General features: G+C 40.5%; 26 protein-coding genes. 15 read left to right on the plus strand and 11 right to left on the minus strand.

All coding sequences use genetic code 11. The features are described 5' to 3' along the window. Window positions 1-48: 48 nt before the first annotated feature. Together RYH73_RS00605 and RYH73_RS00610 are read right to left on the minus strand one after the other, a co-directional pair. Window positions 49-1,836 (minus strand): hypothetical protein, encoded by a 1,788-nt coding sequence (locus RYH73_RS00605; protein ID WP_335311307.1) that lies wholly within the window; start codon window positions 1,834-1,836, stop codon window positions 49-51. A 74-nt stretch (window positions 1,837-1,910) separates the two neighbouring features. After that, entirely contained in the window at window positions 1,911-3,557 is a 1,647-nt protein-coding gene (locus RYH73_RS00610; protein ID WP_335311308.1) for a hypothetical protein, read from the minus strand. 240 nt (window positions 3,558-3,797) lie between these two features. Here RYH73_RS00610 and miaB point away from each other — a divergent pair, with 240 nt between their 5' ends. The 7 genes from miaB (at window position 3,798) to groL (ending at window position 10,714) form a co-directional block, all read left to right on the plus strand. Then, the gene (miaB, locus tag RYH73_RS00615; protein WP_335311309.1) at window positions 3,798-5,231 is read left to right on the plus strand and encodes a tRNA (N6-isopentenyl adenosine(37)-C2)-methylthiotransferase MiaB; all 1,434 of its coding nucleotides are present in this window, start codon (window positions 3,798-3,800) and stop codon (window positions 5,229-5,231) included. A 69-nt stretch (window positions 5,232-5,300) separates the two neighbouring features. Further along, window positions 5,301-6,539 (plus strand): sigma-54 interaction domain-containing protein, encoded by a 1,239-nt coding sequence (locus tag RYH73_RS00620; protein WP_335311310.1) that lies wholly within the window; start codon window positions 5,301-5,303, stop codon window positions 6,537-6,539. A gap of 31 nt (window positions 6,540-6,570) precedes the next feature. After that, window positions 6,571-7,074 (plus strand): LptE family protein, encoded by a 504-nt coding sequence (locus tag RYH73_RS00625; protein ID WP_335311311.1) that lies wholly within the window; start codon window positions 6,571-6,573, stop codon window positions 7,072-7,074. Window positions 7,075-7,091: 17 nt separating this feature from the next. Further along, window positions 7,092-8,099, plus strand: a complete 1,008-nt coding sequence (locus tag RYH73_RS00630; RefSeq protein WP_335311312.1) for a hypothetical protein — start codon at window positions 7,092-7,094, stop codon at window positions 8,097-8,099. A 12-nt stretch (window positions 8,100-8,111) separates the two neighbouring features. After that, window positions 8,112-8,477, plus strand: coding sequence for a preprotein translocase subunit SecG (gene secG / locus RYH73_RS00635; RefSeq protein ID WP_335311313.1), 366 nt, complete (start codon window positions 8,112-8,114; stop codon window positions 8,475-8,477). Window positions 8,478-8,700: 223 nt separating this feature from the next. Beyond that, the gene (gene groES / locus RYH73_RS00640) at window positions 8,701-8,976 is read left to right on the plus strand and encodes a co-chaperone GroES (protein ID WP_335311314.1); all 276 of its coding nucleotides are present in this window, start codon (window positions 8,701-8,703) and stop codon (window positions 8,974-8,976) included. Window positions 8,977-9,076: 100 nt separating this feature from the next. Beyond that, window positions 9,077-10,714 (plus strand): chaperonin GroEL, encoded by a 1,638-nt coding sequence (gene groL, locus RYH73_RS00645; protein ID WP_335311315.1) that lies wholly within the window; start codon window positions 9,077-9,079, stop codon window positions 10,712-10,714. A 134-nt stretch (window positions 10,715-10,848) separates the two neighbouring features. Here groL and RYH73_RS00650 read toward each other — a convergent pair whose 3' ends face one another. The 5 genes from RYH73_RS00650 to RYH73_RS00670 all read right to left on the minus strand — a co-directional run bounded on the left by RYH73_RS00650 (window position 10,849) and on the right by RYH73_RS00670 (window position 14,011). Then, complete coding sequence (locus RYH73_RS00650; protein ID WP_335311316.1) at window positions 10,849-11,337, minus strand: hypothetical protein; 489 nt, start codon at window positions 11,335-11,337, stop codon at window positions 10,849-10,851. After that, entirely contained in the window at window positions 11,318-11,695 is a 378-nt protein-coding gene (locus RYH73_RS00655; RefSeq protein WP_335311317.1) for a phage holin family protein, read from the minus strand. The genes RYH73_RS00650 and RYH73_RS00655 overlap by 20 nt, the downstream gene beginning before the upstream one ends. A gap of 59 nt (window positions 11,696-11,754) precedes the next feature. Continuing rightward, a complete protein-coding gene (locus tag RYH73_RS00660; RefSeq protein ID WP_335311318.1) occupies window positions 11,755-12,024 on the minus strand; it encodes a YtxH domain-containing protein in 270 nt (89 codons plus the stop codon). A 97-nt stretch (window positions 12,025-12,121) separates the two neighbouring features. Beyond that, a complete protein-coding gene (locus tag RYH73_RS00665; protein ID WP_335311319.1) occupies window positions 12,122-13,165 on the minus strand; it encodes an AI-2E family transporter in 1,044 nt (347 codons plus the stop codon). Window positions 13,166-13,225: 60 nt separating this feature from the next. Further along, complete coding sequence (locus tag RYH73_RS00670) at window positions 13,226-14,011, minus strand: enoyl-CoA hydratase/isomerase family protein (protein WP_335311320.1); 786 nt, start codon at window positions 14,009-14,011, stop codon at window positions 13,226-13,228. 280 nt (window positions 14,012-14,291) lie between these two features. On the opposite strand from RYH73_RS00670, the gene RYH73_RS00675 reads away from it, so the two are divergent. Further along, entirely contained in the window at window positions 14,292-15,134 is an 843-nt protein-coding gene (locus RYH73_RS00675) for a murein L,D-transpeptidase catalytic domain family protein (protein ID WP_335311321.1), read from the plus strand. Here the strand turns inward: RYH73_RS00675 and RYH73_RS00680 are convergent. From RYH73_RS00680 to RYH73_RS00695, 4 genes are all read right to left on the minus strand, one after another. Continuing rightward, a complete protein-coding gene (locus RYH73_RS00680) occupies window positions 15,126-16,550 on the minus strand; it encodes a L,D-transpeptidase family protein (protein ID WP_335311322.1) in 1,425 nt (474 codons plus the stop codon). The genes RYH73_RS00675 and RYH73_RS00680 overlap by 9 nt on opposite strands. Window positions 16,551-16,601: 51 nt before the next feature. Further along, window positions 16,602-17,159, minus strand: a complete 558-nt coding sequence (locus RYH73_RS00685) for a gliding motility lipoprotein GldH (RefSeq protein WP_335311323.1) — start codon at window positions 17,157-17,159, stop codon at window positions 16,602-16,604. Beyond that, window positions 17,071-18,381, minus strand: a complete 1,311-nt coding sequence (locus RYH73_RS00690) for a PSP1 domain-containing protein (protein ID WP_442946042.1) — start codon at window positions 18,379-18,381, stop codon at window positions 17,071-17,073. The genes RYH73_RS00685 and RYH73_RS00690 overlap by 89 nt, the downstream gene beginning before the upstream one ends. A gap of 106 nt (window positions 18,382-18,487) precedes the next feature. After that, the gene (locus tag RYH73_RS00695; RefSeq protein WP_335311325.1) at window positions 18,488-19,603 is read right to left on the minus strand and encodes a DNA polymerase III subunit; all 1,116 of its coding nucleotides are present in this window, start codon (window positions 19,601-19,603) and stop codon (window positions 18,488-18,490) included. 64 nt (window positions 19,604-19,667) lie between these two features. Between RYH73_RS00695 and ruvX the strand changes: the two genes are divergently transcribed. The 7 genes from ruvX (at window position 19,668) to RYH73_RS00730 (ending at window position 25,495) form a co-directional block, all read left to right on the plus strand. Further along, window positions 19,668-20,084 (plus strand): Holliday junction resolvase RuvX, encoded by a 417-nt coding sequence (gene ruvX, locus RYH73_RS00700; protein ID WP_335311326.1) that lies wholly within the window; start codon window positions 19,668-19,670, stop codon window positions 20,082-20,084. Window positions 20,085-20,359: 275 nt separating this feature from the next. Continuing rightward, complete coding sequence (locus RYH73_RS00705) at window positions 20,360-20,995, plus strand: O-methyltransferase (RefSeq protein WP_335311327.1); 636 nt, start codon at window positions 20,360-20,362, stop codon at window positions 20,993-20,995. Between the two features lie 2 nt (window positions 20,996-20,997). Beyond that, window positions 20,998-21,684, plus strand: a complete 687-nt coding sequence (locus RYH73_RS00710) for a glucosaminidase domain-containing protein (RefSeq protein ID WP_335311328.1) — start codon at window positions 20,998-21,000, stop codon at window positions 21,682-21,684. Window positions 21,685-21,808: 124 nt separating this feature from the next. Then, window positions 21,809-22,597, plus strand: coding sequence for a glucosaminidase domain-containing protein (locus tag RYH73_RS00715; RefSeq protein ID WP_335311329.1), 789 nt, complete (start codon window positions 21,809-21,811; stop codon window positions 22,595-22,597). 94 nt (window positions 22,598-22,691) lie between these two features. Further along, window positions 22,692-23,468 (plus strand): hypothetical protein, encoded by a 777-nt coding sequence (locus RYH73_RS00720; RefSeq protein ID WP_335311330.1) that lies wholly within the window; start codon window positions 22,692-22,694, stop codon window positions 23,466-23,468. A gap of 170 nt (window positions 23,469-23,638) precedes the next feature. Further along, window positions 23,639-24,625 carry a DUF3078 domain-containing protein gene (locus tag RYH73_RS00725; protein WP_335311331.1) on the plus strand — a complete coding sequence of 329 codons (987 nt, stop codon included), beginning with the start codon at window positions 23,639-23,641 and terminating at the stop codon, window positions 24,623-24,625. Between the two features lie 3 nt (window positions 24,626-24,628). Then, window positions 24,629-25,495, plus strand: coding sequence for an N-acetylmuramoyl-L-alanine amidase (locus RYH73_RS00730; protein ID WP_335311332.1), 867 nt, complete (start codon window positions 24,629-24,631; stop codon window positions 25,493-25,495). Window positions 25,496-25,574 lie beyond the last annotated feature (79 nt).

Here is a 25,574-nt window from a genome sequence, read left to right on the forward strand (position 1 = left end):
CCACCACCATCGGTTATCGGAAACTTGCTGATAGCCGATGGCTGAAAACTATCTTCTGAGGCTGTCTTGTTCTTTACCCTCCTTTTTGCGAAATATTCCTTTGAAAAACTTTTTCACCTTGCCAACGGCCTTATCTGCCTCTTCGGCCGCCACGGTTAATTTAGTCTCTCGCTTCTTGTCGATTCCTACACTCGCCTTAACCCCTTCAAACAAACTCTTCCATAAGAAATTAAAAAAAGAAGCCGTTAACGGCCGTTTATAATGAATAGGTCCTGGATGGAATTTCTCGTTTGCATCCGGATTACTATCATTAATCAAAAATTTGTTCGTCAGGATAGAAACCATTCCATTTTTTTGTTTCGCGCCATTGCTCTCCTTAACAATGATCTGCACCGCTAAATTTCTATAAAAGAAATCGACCCGACCCACCGCCTTATATTCATCTGCTTTCACATTAAAGTGAAGCCGATCAAAATACCCGGATGATACCTCTACCATTGCTAAAGGTTTTGTGAGTGGATTTAAGGCCTTCGCATTCATTGCCGTTAATGAACCTTTATAGGTAAAAGTCCCGAGTTTATCAAGCATATTAAAGCCGAAATTAATATGGAGTTTACCATTATTCATAAATTTAGAATGAATATCCGCTGTCATATAGGGATTATTGACCAATGCCGACGAGTCGTTCGTAACATTATGAAAAGTACCCTGTGTATTATTAAAGCTGACCTTCCCTATTTGGTTGCTCTTTTGGTTGTACTCCAGATAAGTGATCATTAGCTCATTTAAGGTCAAGGTATCAACCTTGATCGGAAAGGCCAATTTCCGAAATTCCTGATGGGGATATTTTCCAATTTTTGCTTCCGCTTTCTTCTTCGGATAGGCGGTATTTTGGTAGATCTCTACCCTTGATTTTCCAAGAACGACTTCACCTGCATATAATTTCTGTTGCTTTAATAGCTTAAAAAGGTCAATATGATGAATACGAATTGTATCAAATGCCAATTCAAAGCGTTCCTGTGCAATCTTCGTTTTTTTATAAAAATCTACTTTATTGTAACGCGGCATCATTTGCAAACCATTTAATACCATACTCCGATCGGCCGAAGTAAATTGGATTTCCTTCAGATCAATGTAATATAAACTATCCCCCGTGGCAATGCGGTAATCATTCATCGTAAAATCAACAGAACGTGCATTATAGAAACGTAAACTATCTTCACGTGAGGTCGAATCAACCCGGAGGTCTTTGATATTGATGTTGACATTTTTTAAACGTGTCGTCTTTTCCTTCTTTTCGTTCCGGTTCGTATAGGCAATATTTACATTTTCGAACGCAATATGTTCAACTGTTAGTTCATTTAGTATTTTAGAAATCTTTTGATATAAAGTCCGTTTATCTTTCGACTGAATAGTATCGTTATAGGCATGCGTTTGGTTAACAATTTTAATATCAGGATTTTCAATAATGATTTCGTCTATATTGAGTTTTCTTTCCGTATAAATCCGTTTAGGATGGAAATTGCGAATAGCCAATCTCGCTACTGACACCTCATATACATTATCGGGTGCTTTCTTCTGCATTATCAATTCCTTATATACATTGGTATCCGGAATGAGTTTAAAGTTATAGAGATATGCATTACCTGTGACCATGTTAAAGTCGAGATCATCATATGAAACCCGGTACAGGCTATCACTCGAACTCAACGCAATCGCATGTATTTTCTCATTTAATAGGGGGCGCCAGTGATTTCCCAAATACCATAAACTAGCGACGACTATGAGTATCAGCGTTAACAAAATGCCGATTATCCACTTCAAAACAAGCTTCATAAAATTTATTTCTTCATTATGTAATATTCCAATCCATAACCTCTACACCGATAAAAAAGTTTGCGCCTATATACTTAAATCTCCGGTAACCCTAAATTAACTTTTAAACCAGTATAAAGTGCTTTCCACATCAAGTTAAAAAAAGTTTTTTCGGGCGGATGTTTATAGTAGAGATGGGCGATACGTGGCAATTCTCCCTTCTTCGACGGATTATCCGCTTTTATCGCCAACCAATTTACAAACAAAGAAAGAAAGCCCTTTTTCTGCAATTCACCACTACTTGCATCCAACATAGCTACTTTCAAATCATTATATAGCATTTCCGTTTCCACCTTAGCGCCGTAACGATTCGCTGTTATGCTGAATCGAACCGAGCGGACATAACCATCTTCCGCTCTTGCCAAGGTAACGGGTTCAAGTAATTGGTTATAAAAGTTTGCAGGAGCTCCTTCTAGCGTCCCTTTGTACCGAAAAGCACCCGTCGTATCCAGCACGTTAAAATCCAAATCCAATGTTAACTTTGGCTTTCCCAGAAAGAAAGTCGAAAAATGTCCCTTCACCCAAGGATCATGTTGTAGCTGCAAGCTGTCATTACTGACATGTTGCAAACGCGCGTTTAGCTGCTTAAAGAATACCAAACCGGCCCTGCCTGATTTCGGATTCCGTTCCTTATAGTATACATCTGTATTTCGTATAAAGATCTCTTTAATGGTAAGCGGCACCCCTAATCGTTGAAAAGCAAGGGAAGGAAAATTATCAGACGCCTGTGTCGTTTTTTCCCGCATACCTTTATCGGCATATACCTGGATAGTTGCTCGATCAATGATCAAACTGTCCGCTTGTAAATATCCCTTATTTAACCATTCTGCAAAGCCCATCCTAAAGGCCTCGATTCTTGGAAAAACCATCGCATAGCGATCTTTTTTATATAATAGCGTCTTAGACCATTGCTCTTCCGTATAGTTAGGAACAATGGAAAAGGAATCAATAAGAAGCTTATTGCGTTCCGAGGAAATATCCAGATGAGCCATACGTAGTCGGTATAGTTCATCTCCGGAAAGGTAAACCACATTATTACCATAAAAATGAAAGGATCCTATCCAATTTACATTTGTAGCATCCTGCCGCTTAGCCTTTTGTCCAAATTGAATTTCACTTGCATGAAAATTTATATTTTTTAGCCAAGCACTTTTTTTCGTTTGCATATCAACGATACGATATTGAATTTCCGACAACGTGATTTCTTTTATAGCAATTTGGTTCTTGATTTCCTGCAGTTCTTGTCGCAGGCCTTTATCCTTTTTTTTCCTTACAGACGCGAACGTATATTGTATAACCGCGGGTTGGTTTATAACAATATTAGAAACATGCAGTTCATCCCTCCAAAAGAATTTCAATAGCTGAAACCCACCAATCGCTATTCGTTTGGCTTTTACCTCAAATAGAGTAGTCAGTCCTTGTTCCTTTAACTTTTTTCGGTTAGCGGTATCGGGCACTAAATGTACACTTTCTGCAATGAAAGCTCCTTTCCATAAATCCAGTTTGACCTCTCCAAAACGAATTTGATAAAGGCCCCCGCTTTGATCCCTGATAGCCGATTGCAAGCTTCCAGGCAACTTACTTTCTACTATTTTCTTTGCCGTTAAGATGGCTAGCAAAAAAATCAGGAGCGCAATCCCCACCCATAACAAACGCCCGGATCCTTTACTTTTTTCTTTCATTTGTTTTGGCATAAACAATAATTGATGCGTCCCATGCGTAGGCTAACACGACATCGACAAATAGGTTTAATATTATTAGTAAAATAAAAACACACCTAAGTTAAATATCTTCTTCTCAATTAACACCAATTTAGTCGGATTGTTCATTCCCTATTGTATAGTCCGTAATTTCAACAATAACTGACAAAGTGTCATTAAAACCAAAATTATTTTGTAGTTTTGTAGCCTTAAATCATGGCCATGATAGAGACAGAAATGAGTTTAAAAGAGCACGATGAATCGCGGCAAGGCGAAGCAGTAATGTTATCCGGTGAAAAGGAAGAGACTGGACGTAAGCTTTACATTGAAAGTTACGGTTGTCAAATGAATTTTGCTGATAGCGAAATCGTTGCTTCTATCTTACTAGATAAAGGTTTCAGCACGACCGCGGATTATAAAGAAGCCGATGTAGTTTTTATCAATACATGTTCCATTCGGGAAAATGCAGAACAACGCGTACGGAACCGGCTAAAGGAGTTCGAATCCGCTAAATTGAAAAGGCCGGGAATGATCGTAGGCGTGCTGGGATGTATGGCCGAACGTTTAAAATCGAAATTCTTAGAGGAAGAAAAATTAGTCGATGTAGTCGTTGGTCCGGACGCTTATAGGGACTTACCTAACTTGATTGAAAAAGTAGACGATGGTACCCGGGCCGTTAATGTGTTACTTTCTCGTGAGGAGACCTATGCAGACATCAACCCGGTGCGGTTAAATACCAATGGTGTTACCGCTTTTGTTTCCATCATGCGCGGTTGTGACAATATGTGCTCCTTCTGTGTTGTCCCCTTTACCCGTGGAAGGGAGCGCAGTCGCGATCCCCATTCAATTGTTAAAGAGGCCCAAGAACTGTTTAATGCAGGTTATCGGGAAGTGACCCTATTAGGACAGAATGTGGACTCCTATAAATGGTTACCACAAGAAGATGAGCTTGTAAGAGATCGTGCGCCAGTTACTTTTGCCAAACTGTTGGAAATGGTAGCGGCTATTGATCCCCTGCTTCGCATACGCTTTTCCACCTCACATCCCAAAGACATCACCGACGAAGTTCTTTACAGCATCGCGAAGCATGAAAATATTTGTAACTATATACATTTACCCGTCCAATCAGGAAACAGTCGTATATTAGAATTAATGAATCGCACCTATGATCGGGCTTGGTATATGGAGCGTATTGACGCCATTAAACGGATTATCCCTGATTGTGCAATATCGACAGACGTAATTACCGGTTTTTGCAGTGAGACAGAGGAAGAACACCAGGACACCCTCTCGATCATGGACTATGTTCAATATGACTATGCTTATATGTTTGCTTACTCAGAACGCCCCGGAACACTCGCGGCAAAACGCTACACGGATGACATCCCCGAAGAGGTAAAGAAAAGAAGGCTAACAGAAGTAGTTGGGAAACAGCGTGCTCATAGCCTTTTCAGGTTACAACAACAAGTAGGCAAGATACACAAAGTTTTAATAGAAGGTTTTTCGAAACGATCAGATAAAGACTATTGCGGCCGTAATGACCAAAATGCGATGGTTGTTTTTCCGGTTAATAGCCGATATAAAGTGGGCGACTATGTCAACGTTATAGCGGAAACCTGTACATCAGCGACCTTAATTGGTAAGATTGATGAGTAAGGTATACATACGGAAGGAAGATTATCAACCCCATTCAAGTCTGTGTGAAGCAGCAATATTTTAGAACAAATGGATATACAAGATATAAAAAATAGATTTGGTATCATTGGCAACTCCCCCTTATTAAACAGGGCAATAGACGTTGCCAGGCAAGTAGCTCCTACCGACATCTCTATTTTAATCACGGGGGAAAGTGGTAGCGGTAAAGAAGTATTTTCGCATATTATCCATCAATTAAGCAGTCGCAAGCATGGTGCTTTTATTGCTGTAAACTGCGGTGCCATTCCTGAGGGAACCATTGATTCCGAGCTGTTTGGTCACGAGAAAGGTTCTTTTACGGGAGCTCATGAGGCAAGAAAAGGCTATTTTGAAGTCGTTAATGGTGGCACCATTTTCTTAGACGAAGTCGCTGAACTTCCCTTAAGCACGCAAGCACGTTTACTGCGCGTACTCGAATCCGGAGAATATTTACGGGTAGGTTCGTCCAAGGTCCAGAAAACCAACGTGCGTGTCATAGCAGCAACCAATGTGGATGTTTATGATGCGGTAAAAGCCAATAAATTTAGAGAAGATTTATATTATCGTTTAAATACCGTTCCATTGCGCATTCCGCCATTACGCGATAGAAGAGAAGATATTCATTTACTTTTCCGCAAATTTGTAGCAGACTTCACGGATAAATATAGAAGCCCGAGCATTCAGCTGACAGACGATGCACAACAATTACTGAGCGACTACAACTGGCCGGGGAACGTAAGACAGCTGAAAAATATCGCTGAACAAATTGCTGTACTTGAAAAGGAACGTGTGATCACTGCGCAGATATTACAAACTTATTTGCCCACAGAACGTACAAGCACCCTGCCCATGCGTTTAGAGAATAAAGCCAGTGAAGATTTTTCTGAAAGAGACTTACTTTACAAGGTTTTGTTCGACATGAAGAAGGACATGGTTGAACTGAAAAAATTAGTGGTTGAGCTGTTAAAAAATGGCATCAATGCCAATACTATTTCCGACAATTCTCCGTATTTAAATCAATTGTACCAAGAAGTGCAACCCAGTTCGTCGACAAATAATGAAACATTTTCGCCGCTGACGATCCACCAGCCTTCTGTAAATAAAGAGAATTATGAAATTGCACCACATGCCGAAGAAATTGAAGAATCGTTATCGCTGGTGGAACGGGAATCGGATTTAATAAAGCGAGCCTTAAAAAAATACAAAGGTAAACGAAAATTAGCGGCGCAAGAATTGGGAATTTCGGAGCGTACGCTGTATCGCAAAATCAAGGATTTAAATTTAAGTTAGGAAGATCTCCGGATCGCCAGAAAGTAAAAAAATGCTTAGAGCTGTCAGATTATCATTTTTATTGGTTCCCTTTTTTGTACTTCTCCAGTCATGTGGAGTATACAAGTTAAATGGGGCATCCATTCCGGAAGGAATGAAGACGTTTAATGTGCAATTTTTCGAAAACTCTGCCCCCATCGTTGTTCCCTATTTGAGTCAACAATTTACGGAAGCACTAAAAGAGCGTATCCGTAATCAATCGCGCCTTAGTCAAGTGACCTCGGAAGGCGATGCTATTTTTGAAGGACGTATAACCGGCTATGCTATCACTTCGGCAGCCGTAGGCGGACAAGACCGTGCACAAGCCAATCGATTATCAATTACCGTGAGCGTAAAATATGTTGACAACATCAAACCTGATAACAGTTTTGAGCAGAGTTTTACCCGTTATCAAGATTTCACCGGCACGGTGCAGGCACAGGAACAAACGCTTATCGAAGCCATTAACAGGCAATTAACCGAAGATATTTTTAACCGCGCTTTTGCCAATTGGTAAGCCCAAAATTGTTGACAGTGGAGCATCAATCATCATTAAGGCATAAGTTTAACGGATTACTGGCAGATCCGACCCAAATGAAGCAAGAAGATTTGGCCGTACTGCTGCAAGCGTATCCCTACAGTCATATATTATGGTTTTTAGAAGCTAAACGTTGTTCACAGCATCATGGTGATCAGCAAGCCATTTTTAAGAAAGCATCGCTCTTTACGAGCGATCCCGAGCAGCTTTATAGTTTTATTTATAATGCTCCATTAAATGACCTTACCCTAAGCCAGGACGATGCCGTTGCCAAACTCGATCAGGTTTTGGGACAAGAACGTCTTAAAGAAAATTCAGCAGAAGAGGTGTTAATTTCTGAATCAGCTTTTTTGGAAGAAGACCCGGCGGCAACAGAAGAAATGACCGAAGCGGTAAACCATTTGCATGCAGTAAACACCGATGAGGACCAGGAAATTTTAACGATCGATACGCTTTCTTCAAAAGAGGAAACCGAGCATAGAGAAGACGTTTCCAAGTATGATGATGATTTAATGCCTTACACTTTTGTATGGTGGCTTCACAAAACCCGTCTGGCCTATGCGGACACCTACCAACCTTATGCTTCAAAAAGGAAACCTTCCTTAAAAAAATTACAAAGCGATATCAGTGATCTGGTGTTAGATCAACAAATTCGGGAAAACATTTTTCATCTACAGGAACCCGAAGAAAAGTTAAGCATTAAAGAAAGTAAAACCATTACATTTAAAGTTCCCCAAAAGACCGATGAGATTATCGAACGCTTTATCAAAGAAGAACCGCAGATCCGGCCACCGCAAGCCAGTCAAATAACACTGGAGAACAAAGCCAGACAAAGCGCCGAGGATCAGTCTACTTTTGTATCGGAAACCTTGGCACAAATCTATGAAGAACAGGGACTTTATCATAAGGCGATTGATACTTACATGAAATTAAGTTTGAAATATCCCAAAAAAAGTGTTTATTTTGCCGACCGTATCAAAGCGTTAGAAAGTAGAATTAATTAACCACATAAAGAAATGTATACATTACTTATCGTATTAACCATTTTAGCCTGCGTGCTTTTGGTCTTTATCGTTTTAATCCAAAATCCGAAAGGAGGAGGTTTAGCCTCTGGTTTTGCCGGATCTAACAACCTTATGGGGGTACAACGGACCGGAGATATTTTAGAGAAAGGAACCTGGGTTTTAGTCATTGCGATCATGGTATTTTCGCTATTACTTAATATCACCAGCCCGGGGGCAGGCGTTGGCTCTAATCCAGGGCTCGAATTACAAAAGCAAATTACACCAACGGCCACGCCGACAACTCCGTTACAGAACCCGGCAGCCACCCCAACGACTCCGCAAGGACAGAAACCAGCATCGGTAGATACAAGCAAGTAATTCCGTGAGGATAAAATAAAAAAGGGGGCAGTTTTGGACTGCCCCCTTTTTTTCTGCCAAATATTCAGCCAAGCTGACAAGTTGAAAAGTGATTTTATGGTTACCACGTCATCGGCGTGAAAAAATGACAACAAAAACTGTCTTTTCAATTTTGGCACAGTTCATGACTTAAAATTTCCCGGAAACGTTAATCTAATATAAAACAATAATATCTAGTACAATTATGGCATTAAGTATCAAACCGATTGGAGACAGAGTAGTAGTAGAAGCTGCTGCTGCTGAAGAAAAAACCGCATCAGGTATCTACATTCCTGATACCGCCAAGGAAAAACCGCAACGAGGAACCGTTGTTGCTGTTGGTGAAGGAAAAAAAGATGAGCCTATTACCGTTAAAGTAGGGGATCAAGTGTTGTACGGTAAATATGCCGGAACAGAAATAACCTACGAAGGACAAGAGTATTTAATTATGCGCGAGTCCGACATCTATGCTATAATCTAGTCCCTATAGCTTTTTAGAATAGATTAAAACGAACAATAACCATTAAAAGTGCGTATACTTAAGAAGAAAGTAGATATGCGTAATTTTAAAATTAAAAACTATGTCAAAACAGGTAAAATATAACGTAGAAGCGCGTGATGCCTTGAAGAAAGGTGTTGACATTTTAGCAAATGCTGTAAAAGTAACATTAGGTCCAAAAGGACGCAATGTAATTATTGAGAAAAAATTTGGTTCTCCTTCCATCACAAAAGATGGTGTGACTGTAGCGAAAGAAATCGATTTAAAAGATGCGCTAGAGAATATGGGAGCACAAATGGTGAAAGAAGTAGCGTCCAAAACCGCTGATCAGGCAGGTGATGGTACAACAACGGCTACTGTTTTAGCACAAGCAATTGTTACTGCAGGTATTAAGAACGTTGCTGCCGGTGCGAACCCAATGGATTTGAAACGCGGTATTGACAAAGCTGTCGCTACCATTGTTGAAAACCTAAAAGCACAATCACAAACTGTAGGTGAAGACAACAGTAAAATAAAACAAGTGGCTACGATCTCCGCTAACAACGACGAGGTAATCGGGGAACTGATTGCTGAGGCGATGGAAAAAGTTGGAAAAGATGGTGTTATTACTGTTGAAGAAGCAAAAGGCACCGAGACTGAAGTTAAAACAGTTGAAGGTATGCAGTTTGACCGTGGTTATTTATCGCCGTACTTTGCTACCAACACGGAAAAGATGGAAGCGGAATTGGAGAATCCTTACATATTGATCTATGATAAAAAAATCAGCAATATGAAAGAGTTGCTTCCTATTTTGGAAAAACAAGTACAAACCGGTAAGCCACTATTGATTATCGCTGAAGATTTAGACGGTGAAGCGTTAGCTACTTTAGTAGTGAACAAAATCCGTGGTTCATTAAAAGTTGCGGCTGTTAAAGCACCAGGCTTTGGCGACCGTCGCAAAGCAATGCTTGAAGACATCGCCATCTTAACCGGTGGTACCGTAATTTCAGAAGAAAGAGGCTATAAATTAGAAAATGCTGACCTTTCTTACCTAGGTCAAGCAGAAAAAGTAGTTGTTGATAAAGATAACACAACCATTATCAATGGTTCGGGTGAAGCAGAGACTATCAAAGGTCGCGTTAGCCAAATTAAAGCACAAATCGAAACAACTACTTCCGACTATGATCGCGAAAAATTGCAAGAGCGTTTAGCGAAATTAGCAGGTGGTGTGGCTGTTCTTTATGTTGGTGCTGCTACAGAAGTAGAAATGAAAGAGAAAAAAGACCGTGTAGACGATGCCCTTCATGCAACACGTGCAGCTGTTGAAGAAGGTATTGTTGCAGGTGGTGGTGTCGCCTTTATCCGTGCTATCGAGTCACTCGAAACGCTAAAAGGAGAAAGTGAAGATGAATCTACCGGTATCAACATTATCAAACGTGCTATTGAAGAGCCATTGCGTACAATTTGTAATAATGCAGGCGTAGAGGGTTCTATCGTTGTACAAAAGGTAAAAGAAGGTAGTGGTGATTTCGGTTACAACGCCCGCTTTGACAGATATGAAAATCTAATCGGTGCAGGTGTTATCGATCCTACCAAGGTTTCGCGTGTTGCTCTAGAAAACGCAGCCTCAATCGCCTCCATGTTGTTGACGACTGAGTGTGTATTGGCAGACGAGCCGGAAGAAGAAAAAGCCGGTGCAGGCGCTCCTCCAATGGGCGGCGGCATGGGCGGCATGATGTAATAATCATGCCCATAAAAAAAGCCGTGGTACAAAATACCACGGCTTTTTTTATCGGAAATAGTTATAAGTTATTATACATTAGCCCTTCAACCTGTTATTAGATTTGAAGATTTAGAATCCTGACCGCCCGCTAATTAATATGTTTCGCTATCAGGAGGGATACCAAAATCGTAATCCCTTCGGTTACGATTTGAAGGTTTTGCAGATTTTCCTTTTTTACTTGATTTTTTAATCCAAGAAGTAACAGCATCTATCCCTTGAGCAAGGCGTTCTTTATTGAAGAAGCCTGCAGCTTGACTCGAAAGCAGTCCCATTAGAATGCGTTTGAAATAACCTGCCTTTCTAAAAAAAACACGATTAACAAGAAACGGTAAACCAATGCGCAGGCTTTTCGTTAACCAATCACCTTGGAAGGCACCTCCCTTTGTGCCTATATTACCAAAAAGGCTAGCTGTATTCGGAAGAAAAGAAAACATATTCTGAAAAAAATGTACAGGTTTATTTATCTTATCCTTCAGCAATCCAAATTGATGCTCCAAATACGCTTCCTGTTCCATTTTCATCGTTTTCAAGCGCGCAATCTCAGCCTGTAATTCCTCTATATTAGTTATTTTGTTCTTCATCGTCATCGTCTTTACGTAAACCAATAAAAATTTTGATAAAAAAATTGGCTATTCCCTTTTTGATTGCTTGCCTAAACATTGCTACCAGCAATATGAGTAAGATAAACACCAGTCCGGTGACGGCAAAACCCAATGCATAACTATCCAAGAGTTCCCCAATAAAGAAAGCGAGCGCCATACTTAGATAGAATACCACAAAAAAGGCAAATAAGAAGCTGATAACGCTGACAGCAATTCCAGGAAGTATTTTGGAGATGCGTCCGACGAATTTTAAATAGGCTAAGTCAGTATAATTTTCGACATATTCCTTTAGCTTCTGAATAACACCTTTAATTGAAAATGTATCTTTTTCTTCCATAGATTATGTTTTTCCATTATAGATGTCGTTTTAACATCTATAATGGATTTCATTTATATTCACGCGTGCTCTTCTAAAGCTTCTTCTACGCTTGCTTCACCCTTATTTACTTTTGACTTGATAGTAGATACCACACGTTCTTTCAGATCATTAAACTGCTCCACTTGTTCCGCCGTGCGTTCCTTAATAGCATCGCCCAGATCTTTTAAGGAGTCGCTTAGCTTATCTCTGGTGTCAGAGCCTTTCTCAGGTGCGAATAAGATTCCCAAGGCTGCGCCTGCAGCTAAACCTGCTAGCAAAGCAGCTACTATTTTTCCATTATCATTCATGACTTTTAAAAAATTAAATGTTAATTAATCGTTGTAAGGCTACCTGAAGCGACCTTTTATATATACAATATACTAAGCAAACAGTTTGCCAACAATCTCAATTGTCATCATTTTTTTTCCTTAAACGCATTTCTGCCAGTTTATTTGTTTCATAGATCTTTACGGTAATCAAGAAATACGAGAGAAGTAATGGCCCAAAAACAAGCCCCATAATGCCGAACATTGGAATGCCAATAATAACCCCGATAATGGTTATAATGGGATGTATATCTCCTACCCGTTTTGCGATCACCAAGCGTAGTACATTATCGATATTCGACACCAAAAGCAATCCCCATAGCAACATGCCAATCGCATTGAAGGTATCCCCATCAATAAATTTAATGATACAGGCGGGGATAAAGACCATTGGGGCACCTACCACCGGTATAAAAGATAAAATAACACAGATCACGCCCCAAAACAGTGGGTCAGCGAAATCAAACATCCAATACCCCAAAGCAACGGCGCTCCCCTGTATCAAGGCAATCAATCCCTGCCCAAGAACATTCGAATAGGTGATATTCCTTAGTTCAACACCAAAACGAACCGCATTTTCATCCGAAAATGGAGAATAACGTAAAACGCCCTTCTCAAACGCTCTACAGCTCACAAACAAAAAGTATAGCAGGAAATACATAACGGAAATATCGAGCAGGATATTTGCCGCACCACTTAGAATAGAGGTCATGAGATTCCCCGCGTAGGTCAATCCTTTCTGTAAGTTATTGGTTATCAAATCAGGTTGTTGCAATTTATCGCCTAAGAAGCTATTGATTTCGTCGATTACCCGCTGAATTTTTTCAGGGTGTCTCGTCAATTCAATGACCCGTTTAGCAATCATATTAATTAAACCGTAAAAAGGGAAGACGATAATAAAGAAAGAAGCGACGATGATCAGTATGGCTGAAATTGATTTACGCCACTTCAGTCGTTCCGTCAAGAATAAATTTAGCGGCCTAAAGATTGTATACATAATCATTGTTGCCAGCAATGCACCGAAAATACCGCGCAAAGAATATAAAATAAATAAACCTAGCGCAAGAATAATCAGTAAGGTGATATTATTTCGCTGTTTCTGATCAAACAAATCCAAAGACATGCTTTTTTAATTCAAAAGTAAAAATAGAACCTGAGGAATCGGGTGTGCTCCTTGATGCCTTTATTTTTCCCTAGAAAATTCAGGTTGTCGCCTTTCAAGAAATGCAGAAACCCCCTCTTTGAAATCGGCTGTTCCAAAGCATTTCGCAAATTCATCGATTTCAATATTAAAACCTTGTTCGCCCGCAACAAGGGCGGCGTTAATCGCACGAATAGCTGCGGCCACAGCACGTGGAGAACGCTTTGCAATATCGTTAATAATTTCTTCCGATTTGCTAATCACTTCATCTGCCGGTACCACATGATTTACTAAGCCCATCTGCAAAGCCTTCTCCGCATTAATCATATTACCCGTTAATATTAATTCCATCGCGTTTCCCCTACCAACCAATTGTGTTAAACGCTGCGTTCCTCCATACCCCGGAATAAGACCGAGTGATACTTCAGGCAACCCCATTCGAGCTGTATGACTTGCAATGCGTATGTGACAAGCCATTGCGATCTCGAGTCCTCCACCTAAAGCGAATCCATTAATAGCCGCAATAATTGGCTTTTCTGCTTGATGAATCAAGTTAAAAACCTCCGCTTGCCCGCTCCTTGCCAAGTCCCCTCCCTGTTCTTGGTCAAAATTGGCAAATTCACTAATATCAGCTCCTGCAACAAAAGCCTTTTCGCCCGCACCTGTTATAACGACCCCCATAATCTTTCCATCCTTCAAGCCTGCTTCAATCGCTTGATTTAATTCCTTCAGCGTGTCTCTGTTCAATGCATTAAGTTTCTGCTCACGATTAATGGTTATCCTTAGAATTCCATCTTCAACCGTTGTTAACAAATATTGATATGCCATATGACGTCTTAATTTATATCCAAACAATCAAACTGACGAATGTTTTTAAAATTCGATAAATATAAAACCTACTTGTCTGTTTTATGCATAAAGATACTGTTTTCAATCTTTTCTTAGCAGTACGTTATCAAATTGTCAGAATAGTTAAATTATTTCTTACAACTATCTAACTTTAAAATTATTTATTCTATTTTTGTAACACAATAAATTTGGACAATGATCGTTTTCAAGAAAACATCTTTTGTTCCCTAACTTGCAAAAGAGAAAAGTGGAGAGATATATGAAGTTGAGAAAGAGCATTTTAGTGCCCAGTGTTATTTTTTTGTTTTTAGCAATCATTATTAGCATCAGCTGGCGTTCCATTCATTCAACTAGACCTACAAGTGATAACGTTTCTGATGCAAAAAAGAAAATCAAGCACAGTTCCCTGTTATCCTATAAGTTTGAATCTGTTTACGAGCATATTCAGCAACTAGCACCTACCCTAGATAGTACCGTATTCAAGCAAGCATACGTTGGTTATTTAAATTTAAGAGAACAGGGAAAAACTGATTCCCCGATTTTGACAATAGCGGACCTCAGTGTACACAGCAGTAAACCACGCTTGTGGATTATTGACTTAGAGCGTGACAGCGTGCTTCTCAACACCTTTGTTGCACACGGTCGTGGCAGCGGCATACAAGAGGCCAATCTATTCTCCAATCGCCCTAATTCAAACCAGAGCAGTTTAGGATTTTATTTAACGGGAGAAACCTATCAGGGGAAGCATGGCCGATCATTAAAGTTAGACGGTTTAGACCAAGGGTTCAACACAAATGCCCGAGTACGGGGTATCGTGCTTCATGGTGCTTGGTACGTGGGGGCAAACATATTAAAAGGCCAGGATCGTATGGGTGTTAGCCAAGGTTGCCCGGCCGTGGCCGAACCTTTAAAGAATAAGATTATTGATCTTATCAAAAACAAATCGGTGCTCTATATTTATGGTAAATCAAAAAATTATCAGTCGGCCTATCTAAATGAGCAAGCAGCAACACAAAGTCTGATGGCAGCCACCATGGATGCGGATGAATCGTCGGAAAATCCCGATTCCATGTCAGTAGCTGAAGCAGGAAATTTACTTTAACTGTCGATACAAAACGGAGTCCAGTTTATACACATCTGGATAGAACTTTAAGGACATGCTGCTATCTACTTTACAAGTGACATAATCCAATACAACAGGAATTTGAGGTTTAAGACCAATTGTTTTAGCAGTCGGTTCATCACTCGACATTTCTTCCTTAATCAGTTCATATTTATCGCCCTCACCAAATAAAGCATACGCTAAATCCAATGGCTTTTCCACCCTTACACAACCATGGCTAGCAGCACGCATTACCCTACTAAATCCTGCTTTTGCCGGTGTATCATGTAAATAGACGCTGCTTCCATTTTTAAATAAAAACTTAATGAGTCCAAGTGAATTTGTATTTCCAGGTTGCTGTTTAAAACTGTAAGGCAAATTTTCTTCATTATAGACGCTCCAGTCAATGGTGTCCGGATTTACAATCTTGACACCCCTTCTATAAACGTCCATTCCATGATTTGCCAGGTAATACTTATCGGCCTTAGCCTGTACCAATATTTCCTTTTTTGCGATACTAGAAGGTATATTCCAAATCGGATTTACTTGTACACTATGAATCTTACTTAATAGCATCGGTGTTTCATGCCCATCGGCCTTTCCCACAACCACCTTCATTTGACTGCTAACATCTCCATTTCGGATAATATATAACTGATAGGCCGGGATATTCACATATACAAAATGCGTACTATCAACCGTATACTTCCAGCGCAAACGTTCCATATTTGCAATCAATGTTATCCTTTTTGCTTCGTTGTCCTCTTCGGCTAATGCCTGTTGCAACACCCTGTATGCATTGCCCTTGGGTTGTATACTATCCAGGTAATCGCTCAAATTTTTTGCGTTCAATATCCTATCGAAAGATGTGCTATCGGGACGATCAACAGGAATGTAATAACGTGGCAGCACCTTTCTTGGATTTGTCATTCCATATTCTAGCGCAAAACCATAACGCGTAAGCGCCTCGGCAGCCAGTAACTCTGCACGTACAATATGCTCATAGGCCTGATGAATCGTGCTCGTTTCCTTTTGGTTCGTCAACTGAACAAGGGCCTTATACAAAGGCTCCACTTGATAGGACTTAGCTGAAAGACCATGTTCATCGGCATTTCTCAAATAATCTATTAATCGGAAAAGCGACGAATCAGCATAGAACTTGCTGATTAATACCGGTTCAAAATCCGCCTTCGTATAAAAGCGATTCAAATATTTTGGATTCTTAAATGTTGCTGCGCTTGTCGTTAAATAATGTTCAAAATAAGCATGCAACGAATCTGCATTGACTTCTTTGTATACTTTATTTTTAGTTTGTTTAAACAGCATATCACCAATTGGCGAACCTGATCGCGTACAAGCAGCCAATAGTGTAATCAAGAAAATACAAGCAAGTTGTTGGGGTAATGTTTTACGCATAGAAAATCTTTGGCTTTTCCGCCTTGGTTGATAAGGCATAAACCATGCCGATTATTTCGCAATGTTTTCCGGGATCACACAAATTCCCACATCGCTAACCCCCTTCAAAGGGCTATCCCGCATATTTTGTTCAATTTTAAAGTAGTATGTCCCGGTATCGGGAAAATGATAATTAGTATTATATGCAATCTGATAACTATACAGACTTCCAATACCCTTACCCAACCAACGGCCGTCTTTGTCAGCCATCTTCAATTCTACACGTTTACTATTCGATTCGCCTTTTGCATTTCTTTGATGCACTAAAACAAATAAATTTGCGTATCGATAATCCGTCGTCAATCGTACATTCATTTTTAATCGATAGGGTACCTTATTATCTTTTACATCAACTTTGAATTCCGGGTTAAACGCATAATTCCATGCTTGATTAGGTACCGGCCTAAATTCATCTATAAGTGCACTACGATTACATGAGAGCAGGCAAAACACCGCTATAACACCTATGGCCGTGTAGACTTTAGGATTTTTCACCATTTGCAGCACCTCCGTCCTTATTCGTCTTTTTGCCCCTGTATCGTCTGCGGCTATTTTTCGCTTTTTGGCCATTACTATCCGTCTTTACGATCTCCTTATCGCCCGCTACATTTTCAGTTGAAAGCTTACTCTCCTTTTTCTGAGAAACTGTTGCTTTTTGCTGTTGCCTTTGTCCTGCATTCGACGTCTGTTCCGCTCCCATCGGCCTATCAGCGGTCTGTTGCTTATTTTTATTTCTTTTTTTTGAGGGACGCTTTTTCTTTTTGCCTTTTTCGTCTAAACGTGTTAGACTGTCTTGCCCCACTACATTTTCATAGTCATAGGTAATGGGTTTGGCAACAACAACCTCTTCCTTGATTTCCACAAGATCATCTGGCCTAATGCCTTCTTTATTTCCTTCTGCTATTACCCGTACCTGTTCAATTTCGAGTGGGATCCAGTTTTCATCCTCCGGAAAAGAAAACCACATTAATCGTCTAAATATGTCCGTTTTCTGCAAGCGCGCGGTCCCTCTTTTCGTCTCTAAACGGTCAATATCATTTGGAATATCTTTCAGGGCATCCATATAGGTATCCAGTTCGTAATTGAGGCAGCACTTAAGTTTTCCACATTGTCCTGCTAGTTTCAGCGTATTCAAGGACAGGTTCTGATACCTTGCTGCAGCGGTTGAAACCGTCTTAAAGTCGGTAAGCCAAGTGGAACAACATAGTTCCCTTCCACAAGAACCGATACCTCCTAAGCGGCTGGCCTCTTGTCGCATTCCGATCTGCCGCATTTCGATGCGGATGCGAAAGGCTTCCGCCATCTTTTTTATGAGTTCCCGAAAGTCGACGCGCCCTTCTGCTGTATAATAAAAGGTCGCTTTCGTCTTATCTCCCTGATAATCCACATCGCTTAACTTCATGGACAGTCCCAGATCCAAGGCCAATTTTCGTGCACGATGCATGGTTTCCCATTCCAAATCTTTGGCAGCCTGATACTTATCCATATCATTACCGGTGGCTTTACGAAAAATTTTGCGCTCAACACTTGCCGGATCGACCTTATTCTTCTTCAACTGCAAACGAACTAACTCACCGGTGAGTGAGATGAAACCAATATCATAACCACCCGTAGCCGTTTCTACAGCAACAGGTTCACCCATTTCGAGATAGAGGTTGTCCTGATTGATATAAAAATCTTTCCTTGACCCTTTGAACCTTACCTCTACGATATTAAACGGTATATAATTTGTTGGCATATCCATGTGGCTTAGCCAATCGTACACATCCAATTTATTGCATCCATTTGTCATGCATGAACCGTTGCTTTGGCAACCTGCAGGGGCACAACCTCCTCCGGATGAACAATTATCACATCCCATATTTCTATATATTGAGTCCCGTTTATCACGGGAGCGTTTAGCGTTTAAATAATAAAACTAATTGCAAAGATACATCTAAAAATAAGATTTTAGGATTTGCATTGCGTTCCACATAATAACTCGTTTTTTCAAATATACCGATACAAGCTTCCAATTGTGCTGTTTCGTAAAGCGGGCTGAACTTTTCAACAAAAGACATTTCCGCGTCAGGGAGGTGCACCAACGCTCCTACTCCCTCTTTAAATAATACGACATCGCGCATCATTTGAATAGCGTAAAGTAAGAAACTTTTTTGGTTTTCGCGTCCAAGCTTTGACAAATCTTCTTCCACCAAACGCATAAGATCAAGTATTCGAGCGCCAAAACAGAAACGCAACCATTGCACAAAGAGCTTAAAATACCCCCCACTTTGATCATCCGACAAAAGAGAAAGTGCCTGCTGTACATTCCCTTCGCTGATATAAGCCAGCTGTGTCGCTTTCTCTTGCGGCACCCCCTTCTCTTGCATCAAAAAACCTGCTAAACTCGCTTTATCAAGCGCATTTACTTTTACCAATTGCGTCCTAGATATGATAGTATTAAGCAACTGATCCTGATTCTGCGTCACCAATAAGAATAAGGTTTTCTCAGGTGGTTCCTCAATTAACTTCAACAGGGTATTTCCTTCCTTATCCAAAAACTCAGGCAACCACATAATCAGCACCTTGTAGGGGGCTTCAAACGCTTTTAGACTTAATTTCTGAATAATATGATGGCATTCAGCAATGTTGATATTCGCTTGTTTGTTACCTGCATCGAGGCTGTTCCTCCAGGTCTCAAGATTGAGATAAGGGTTTTTCAGAAAGCTGTTCCGCCACTGATCGATGAAAGTGCTGGCGGTATCTTCTTTGTGTGACGCAAAAAAAGGATAGGAAAAGTGCAAATCTGGATGGATAATTTTTGCATACTTCCTACAAGAACTGCAACTTCCACAGCTATCGTTTTCCTGCTTATTTTCACAATTGATATACTGCGCATAAGCGACAGCTAGCGGTAAACTTCCGCTTCCTTCCGGGCCTAAAAAAAGTTGCGCATGACTTATTCTATTTTCCTTTATCGTGTTGATCAAGTGCGCCTTTACTTTTTCCTGTCCTATTATATCTTTAAACTGCATATTTTCCTTTGTGGGCTTAGACCTTTCCGTATCTTTGCGAACAGATGTTCAAAAATAAGAATTTATGCGGATAATGGCCTTTGATTATGGAACAAAGCGAATCGGTATCGCTGTGACTGATCCACTGCAGATCATTGCGACTGCCTTAACCACCATTCACCCAAAAGATGTTATTGAGTATCTAAAAAAATACATAGTGCAAGATCCTGTAGAAACTTTTGTTGTGGGCCTCCCTAAGCAATTAGATGGATCGGATTCCCAATCGGCCGTTCACGTGAGAGGTTTTATTCGTTTGCTAAAAAAAACGTTCCCGCAAACACCTATTGTCACTATGGACGAACGCTTCACGTCAAAAATGGCATCTGCAAGTATTGCTGAAAGCGGACTTAAGCGATCAAAAAGGCAAGACAAAGGTTTAGTTGACAGCATTTCAGCCGTCATTATCTTGCAGGATTATCTTAAGACGATTCAGTCTTACTAGTAGCTATCTGTTCGATCCCTATCAAGGGACCGCCAAATACTTTTTTTCCCGCAAAAAAATATTCAAGTTTGTTCCTTGTTGCCAAGAAACCTTCCCGTTAGGGAAAGCTTGAATACCTTTAAAACTAACTAATGATGAAAAAAGTTGATTAATAAAAACCTTCCTTTAATACTAACACAATAATACATCAAAGGAGCTTGCCAACAAGAACTCGTCTCGCTATAATTTATATTAGTGGTATTCGAAATACGGAGCATTTTCTATATGTTTGCTTTATGGAGATAATGGACAATTTGCTTAGTGCTTATCTAACAAGCACCTGCGACGATGAGCCCTCACTTTTAAAAGCAATTAACCGGGAGACTTATGTAAAAGAGACCCAGCCTCACATGCTTTCCGGGCATTTTCAAGGCCGTTTTTTGAGTTTTATAAGTCACCTCCTGGAGCCGAAAAGAATTCTGGAAATCGGCACTTTTACCGGCTATGCGAGCCTTTGTTTAGCAGAAGGACTTGCTGCGGACGGGATACTACATACGATTGATATTAACGAAGAGTTAGCCGAACGTGTTCAAGGATACTTTGATAGCTCATCTTATGGCACTAAAATACGCTATCACCTTGGCGAAGCTATAAAGATCATCCCCACGCTTGAGGAAACATTCGATTTAGTTTTCATCGATGCAGATAAAAAGAACAACCTAAATTATTTTGAACTGGTGTTGGACAAGGTCAGAACAGGCGGACTGATTATGATCGATAACGTGCTTTGGAAGGGAAAGATAACAGATGCTTCCCCCGATAAGCAAACGGAGCAAATTATGGAGTTGAACAAAAGTATCGCTGCCGATAAGCGGGTGCAGAAATTGATTTTACCCATACGTGACGGCATATTTCTCATCAGAAAGTTATAATAATGAAAGCCCTTCGGTTTTTTATATTCCTACTCAGTTTTTCTTTTTTATCGCAAAAGGGCTTTGCGCAGGGAAGTGCACAGGTTTACATTGAAACCCATAAAGAGTGGGCCATTGAGGCAATGGAGGAATTCGGAATTCCGGCAAGTATTATTTTGGCAGTGGCTATGCATGAAAGTGCCAATGGAAGCAGCAAAGTTGCTGTTCATCTCAACAACCATTTTGGTATTCGCGGTGCAAACGAGAGCAAAACAATCCGATCATCCTACAAGGGCTATGACAATGTAAGAGCGTCGTACGACGATTTCATTCATTACCTCAAAACCCGTAAGCAATTCCAAGCCCTCTTTGATAAATACAGCGCTTACGATTATCGTTCGTGGGCTTATGGCATTATGTATGGTGGTTATGCAGGTAGCAAAACCTGGGCCTCTCACATTATTGCCATTATAAAAAAACATCAGCTTTTTACGTTTGATAACAGACCGGCAGACTATACGGAACCACCGTTTGCTGTTTCCGAAGAAAAGAAACCTGTTGCGGAAAACAGCCGTCCACACTACACCGTTAAAAAAGGTGATACCTTGGGTGCAATTGCCAAGAGATATAAGACCTCAGTTCATCTTATTAAAAGCAAAAATCAACTTCAAAGTGATCGACTAAAAATTGGTCAGCGTTTAAAAATTTAACATAGATTCACCTATGGATACGTATCTACAGAAAAAAATCTTTTCCCTCCCTTCATTCATATACCTTTTCTTATTCCTTTGCATTTCTCTTGGGTTAACATCGTGTTTGCCGAAACAAAAAGTATTGCAAAGTACTAAATCGAGACAACAAGGCGCATATGGCCGTGATCATTCAGGGCAGTCGCATCATCATCCGCATCGACCCAGCAATAAACCCACGGCTATCAGTGCCTCCGCGCAAGATTATATCACTCGTTACCAAACAATTGCTATCCAAGAGATGAACACCTATGGGATCCCCGCCAGTATTACACTTGCACAGGGCCTATTAGAATCCGCAAACGGCAACAGTACCCTCGCAAGAGAAGCTAACAATCATTTTGGCATCAAGTGTACGCCCGATTGGAAAGGTGAATCCTTTTTTAAGGATGATGATGCCATTGACGACTGTTTCCGTGTTTACCGTTCACCGGAAGATTCTTTCCGGGATCATTCCGAATTTCTTTTGAGAAAACGTTACGCCCCGTTGTTTGACCTTGATAAAGACGATTATACCGGTTGGGCGAAAGGCTTAAAAAAAGCAGGTTATGCAACCAATCCACGCTATGCGGAATTGTTGATCGACCTGATTGAACGTTATGGGCTCTATGAATATGACCGTGGAGAAAAGGCCCCTGAAAAGATAAATCGGGAAGAACGGGTATTAACGGAGATTGCAGACAACAGTCCGCAAGAACCCGAAAAAGCAGAAGCCAAACCACCGGTGGAAATGAAAATCCACGAAGTGAAGCAAGGCGATACGATTTATAGTATCAGCAAGCAATACGGACTGAGCACCGACGAATTGAAAAACCTCAATAGTTTAGATGGTGATGATCTTGTACTTGGGCAATTACTGCTAGTTTCAAAGTAAGATACCCATTACAAGACTGTATTATTCCTGTTGGCATTGTTAAAAATTGCAAAATGTTTTTCAATGCCATGGGCCATTCCCTATCTTTGTTAACTTGAAAATTCTCGCAACCATAATCGTCTTATTATTTACCTCTTCCTTCTTTGCTTTGGCGCAAGAGCGAGAAGGGATTGTATTTGACAGTTATACCAAGCAACGGATTGCACGAGTTTATATCTATAACACAGCGAACGATGCGATGAAGTATAACGATAAGCGTGGAGAATTTGCCATTAAAGCAAACCCGGGCGACACCCTCGTTGCCATCGTTAAAGGATATCATGCCGATACGTTGATCGTAAAAAAAGACCCTGTCATTGTCTTTAAATTACAACGATCAACCATCTGGTTGGATGAAGTAAGTATCATTGCCAAGCGTTCTCCCGCAGAAATCCTCGAAGATCGAAAACGCGAATACAATTCAGCCTACAGAAGAGGCAATCCGGGCAGTTTATTATCAGCCGGCCCTACAGGGGCAGGTTTGAGTATTGACGCACTATATTCCTTATTGAGTCGCCAGGGTAAAAATGCGCGCTTTTTGCAAGAACTTATTCAACGCGAATACGAGAACAATGTAATCGATTCTCGGTTTACGCAGGCTACTGTTAAACGTTTGACCAATTTAACCGGTGTCGCCCTGGAAGATTTCATGTTACAGTATCGACCTTCTTATCATTTTATTACGCAGGCGAACGACTATGAACTGGGTAAATATATACAAAGTTCTTACAATATGTATCGTAAAAACCCCAGTGCATATCGATTACAGCCACTGCCCAGGGTCCAACCCGGTAAAGAAGAGGTGAAGATCGAGCGATTAGATTCCAATTAGAGGCATTATTATTGCTAAAGAAAAGCAAGTAAAATGCTTTTTATAAAGCCTGCATTCGATTGTGCTTGGCATATAAGATCATTTTATCTAAGTTTGTGATTTGGATTGGAGTCAGCCGAACGCATTGCATTTGGCAAAGGCAAACCAGCGTTAACAATAAAACTATTCTGATGAACGTACGACATTTACTTGTTGCTTTTATTTTTACGGGCACATTTTTCTTTGCGAAGGCTCAAAATTACGATCTGAATGATCTCCGCCAGGCTCCGCCCAAAAATAGTTTACCGGTAAGAACCCCTCAAATGGGCATTCATGATGTCGAAGTAGAAAATCCTGATTTGAATTTAAAAGTTAACTACTGGCGGAACTGGACCAGTTTCTCGATAAACGCCAATCAAGCCTCTTTTAGTGAAAGCTGGAACAGTGGTGGCGTAAATTCTATCTCTTTAGGTGCTTTTTTTAATACGAAATGGGATTATACCAAAGAGGGCAAAAACTTTGTATCTGAATTAGACTTAAGATACGGAAAGATTAAGAATGAAAATCAACTTGCACGTAAGAATCAGGACCGTATCTGGTGGGATAATAAATACTCCATTAAATTTTCTCAGAAATGGGCGTTATTTGCAGCCTTGACCTTTGAAACACAATTTGATGCAGGCTGGCAATATTCGAACATTGATGGTGTAGACACCAAATCTAGGAAAATCTCCAATTTCATGGCTCCGGGTTATCTTACACCGGCAGTCGGTCTCGAATATAAACCGGATCAATTTAGTTCCATCCGTTTCGGTCCCGCGACCCGTATGACCTATATTTTAGATGACAATGTTCAATCGGTCAAGGAAGAAGATACTACTCGTTTCGGCGTAATAATACCCGGAAGATTCAAGAATGATGTGAGCTTTCAATTATTAGCCGGTACCGATCGAGATCTAACGAAATGGTTGCATTTAAAAACCACATACGAATTTTTAGCTAATTTTGAAGACCTTAGTACTTCCAGACATCGCCTGGATGCCATCTTAGGCGTACGCGTTTCGAGGGTAATAAGCTTTTTGTTCAATGCGACCCTATTGTATGATCCTAATCAAATAAAAGAACTGCAACGTTCTCAAAGCATTGGTATAGGTCTGAATTATAAATTCCCAAGATAATCTATGCTAAAACATATTGGCACATACGGATACATAGCCCTGATGCTATTCTTGTTAAACGCTTGCGCCTCAAAAAAGCAATTTGCGGAGACTAACAAAATATACGAAAAGCAGGTGGAGCAGTTGGCGGAAGTTATTAAACAGCCGCTGCCCGCGCCTCAACCCATGGCTTCTGCCGGTTTACCATCCCCTGGAGCGGAAGGCCAACGAAAAGATTTGGAGTGGGTAGGTACGGTTAACTTTAATATGCGCAAGCCTAATTTTGTTATACTTCACCATACAGCCCAAGACAGTATTCAGCAGAGCCTGCGCACTTTTACATTAGAACGCACACAGGTTAGCACCCATTATATCATCGATAAAGAAGGTAAGGTTTATCAATTGCTCAATGACTATTTACGCGCGTGGCATGCCGGTAATGGAAAGTGGGGATCGGTTACGGATATGAATTCTGCGTCTATTGGCGTTGAAATGGACAACAATGGTATTGACCCTTATACGGAACCGCAGATAAGTAATTTGCTCGTGCTACTTGATACCCTTAAGACCAATTATAAAATTCCAACAGACAACTTTATCGGTCATGGTGATATCGCTCCAGGACGTAAGGTCGATCCCGGTGTTAATTTCCCGTGGAAACGTTTAGCTGAAAGAGGTTTTGGTTTGTGGTATGATGATATCTTGCAAGCTCCTCCAACGACCTTTAACCCCTTAGACGGCTTACGTATATTAGGTTACGATACACGGAATGCATCGGCCGCAATTTTAGCATTCAAACGGCACTTTATTCCAAACGAAACCACAGAAGAATGGACCCCATTCGCGCTTAGCGTGCTTTATAATCTTTATATAAAGAAAACAACCTTATAACATGAGCTCGACTCAATAAAAAGAGCCACTTCTTTCGAAATGGCTCTTTTTATTTTCTATGAACGCAAGGTTCGACGTT

Source organism: Olivibacter sp. CPCC 100613, from assembly GCF_036959255.1.
In the GTDB taxonomy this organism is placed as follows: domain Bacteria; phylum Bacteroidota; class Bacteroidia; order Sphingobacteriales; family Sphingobacteriaceae; genus Olivibacter.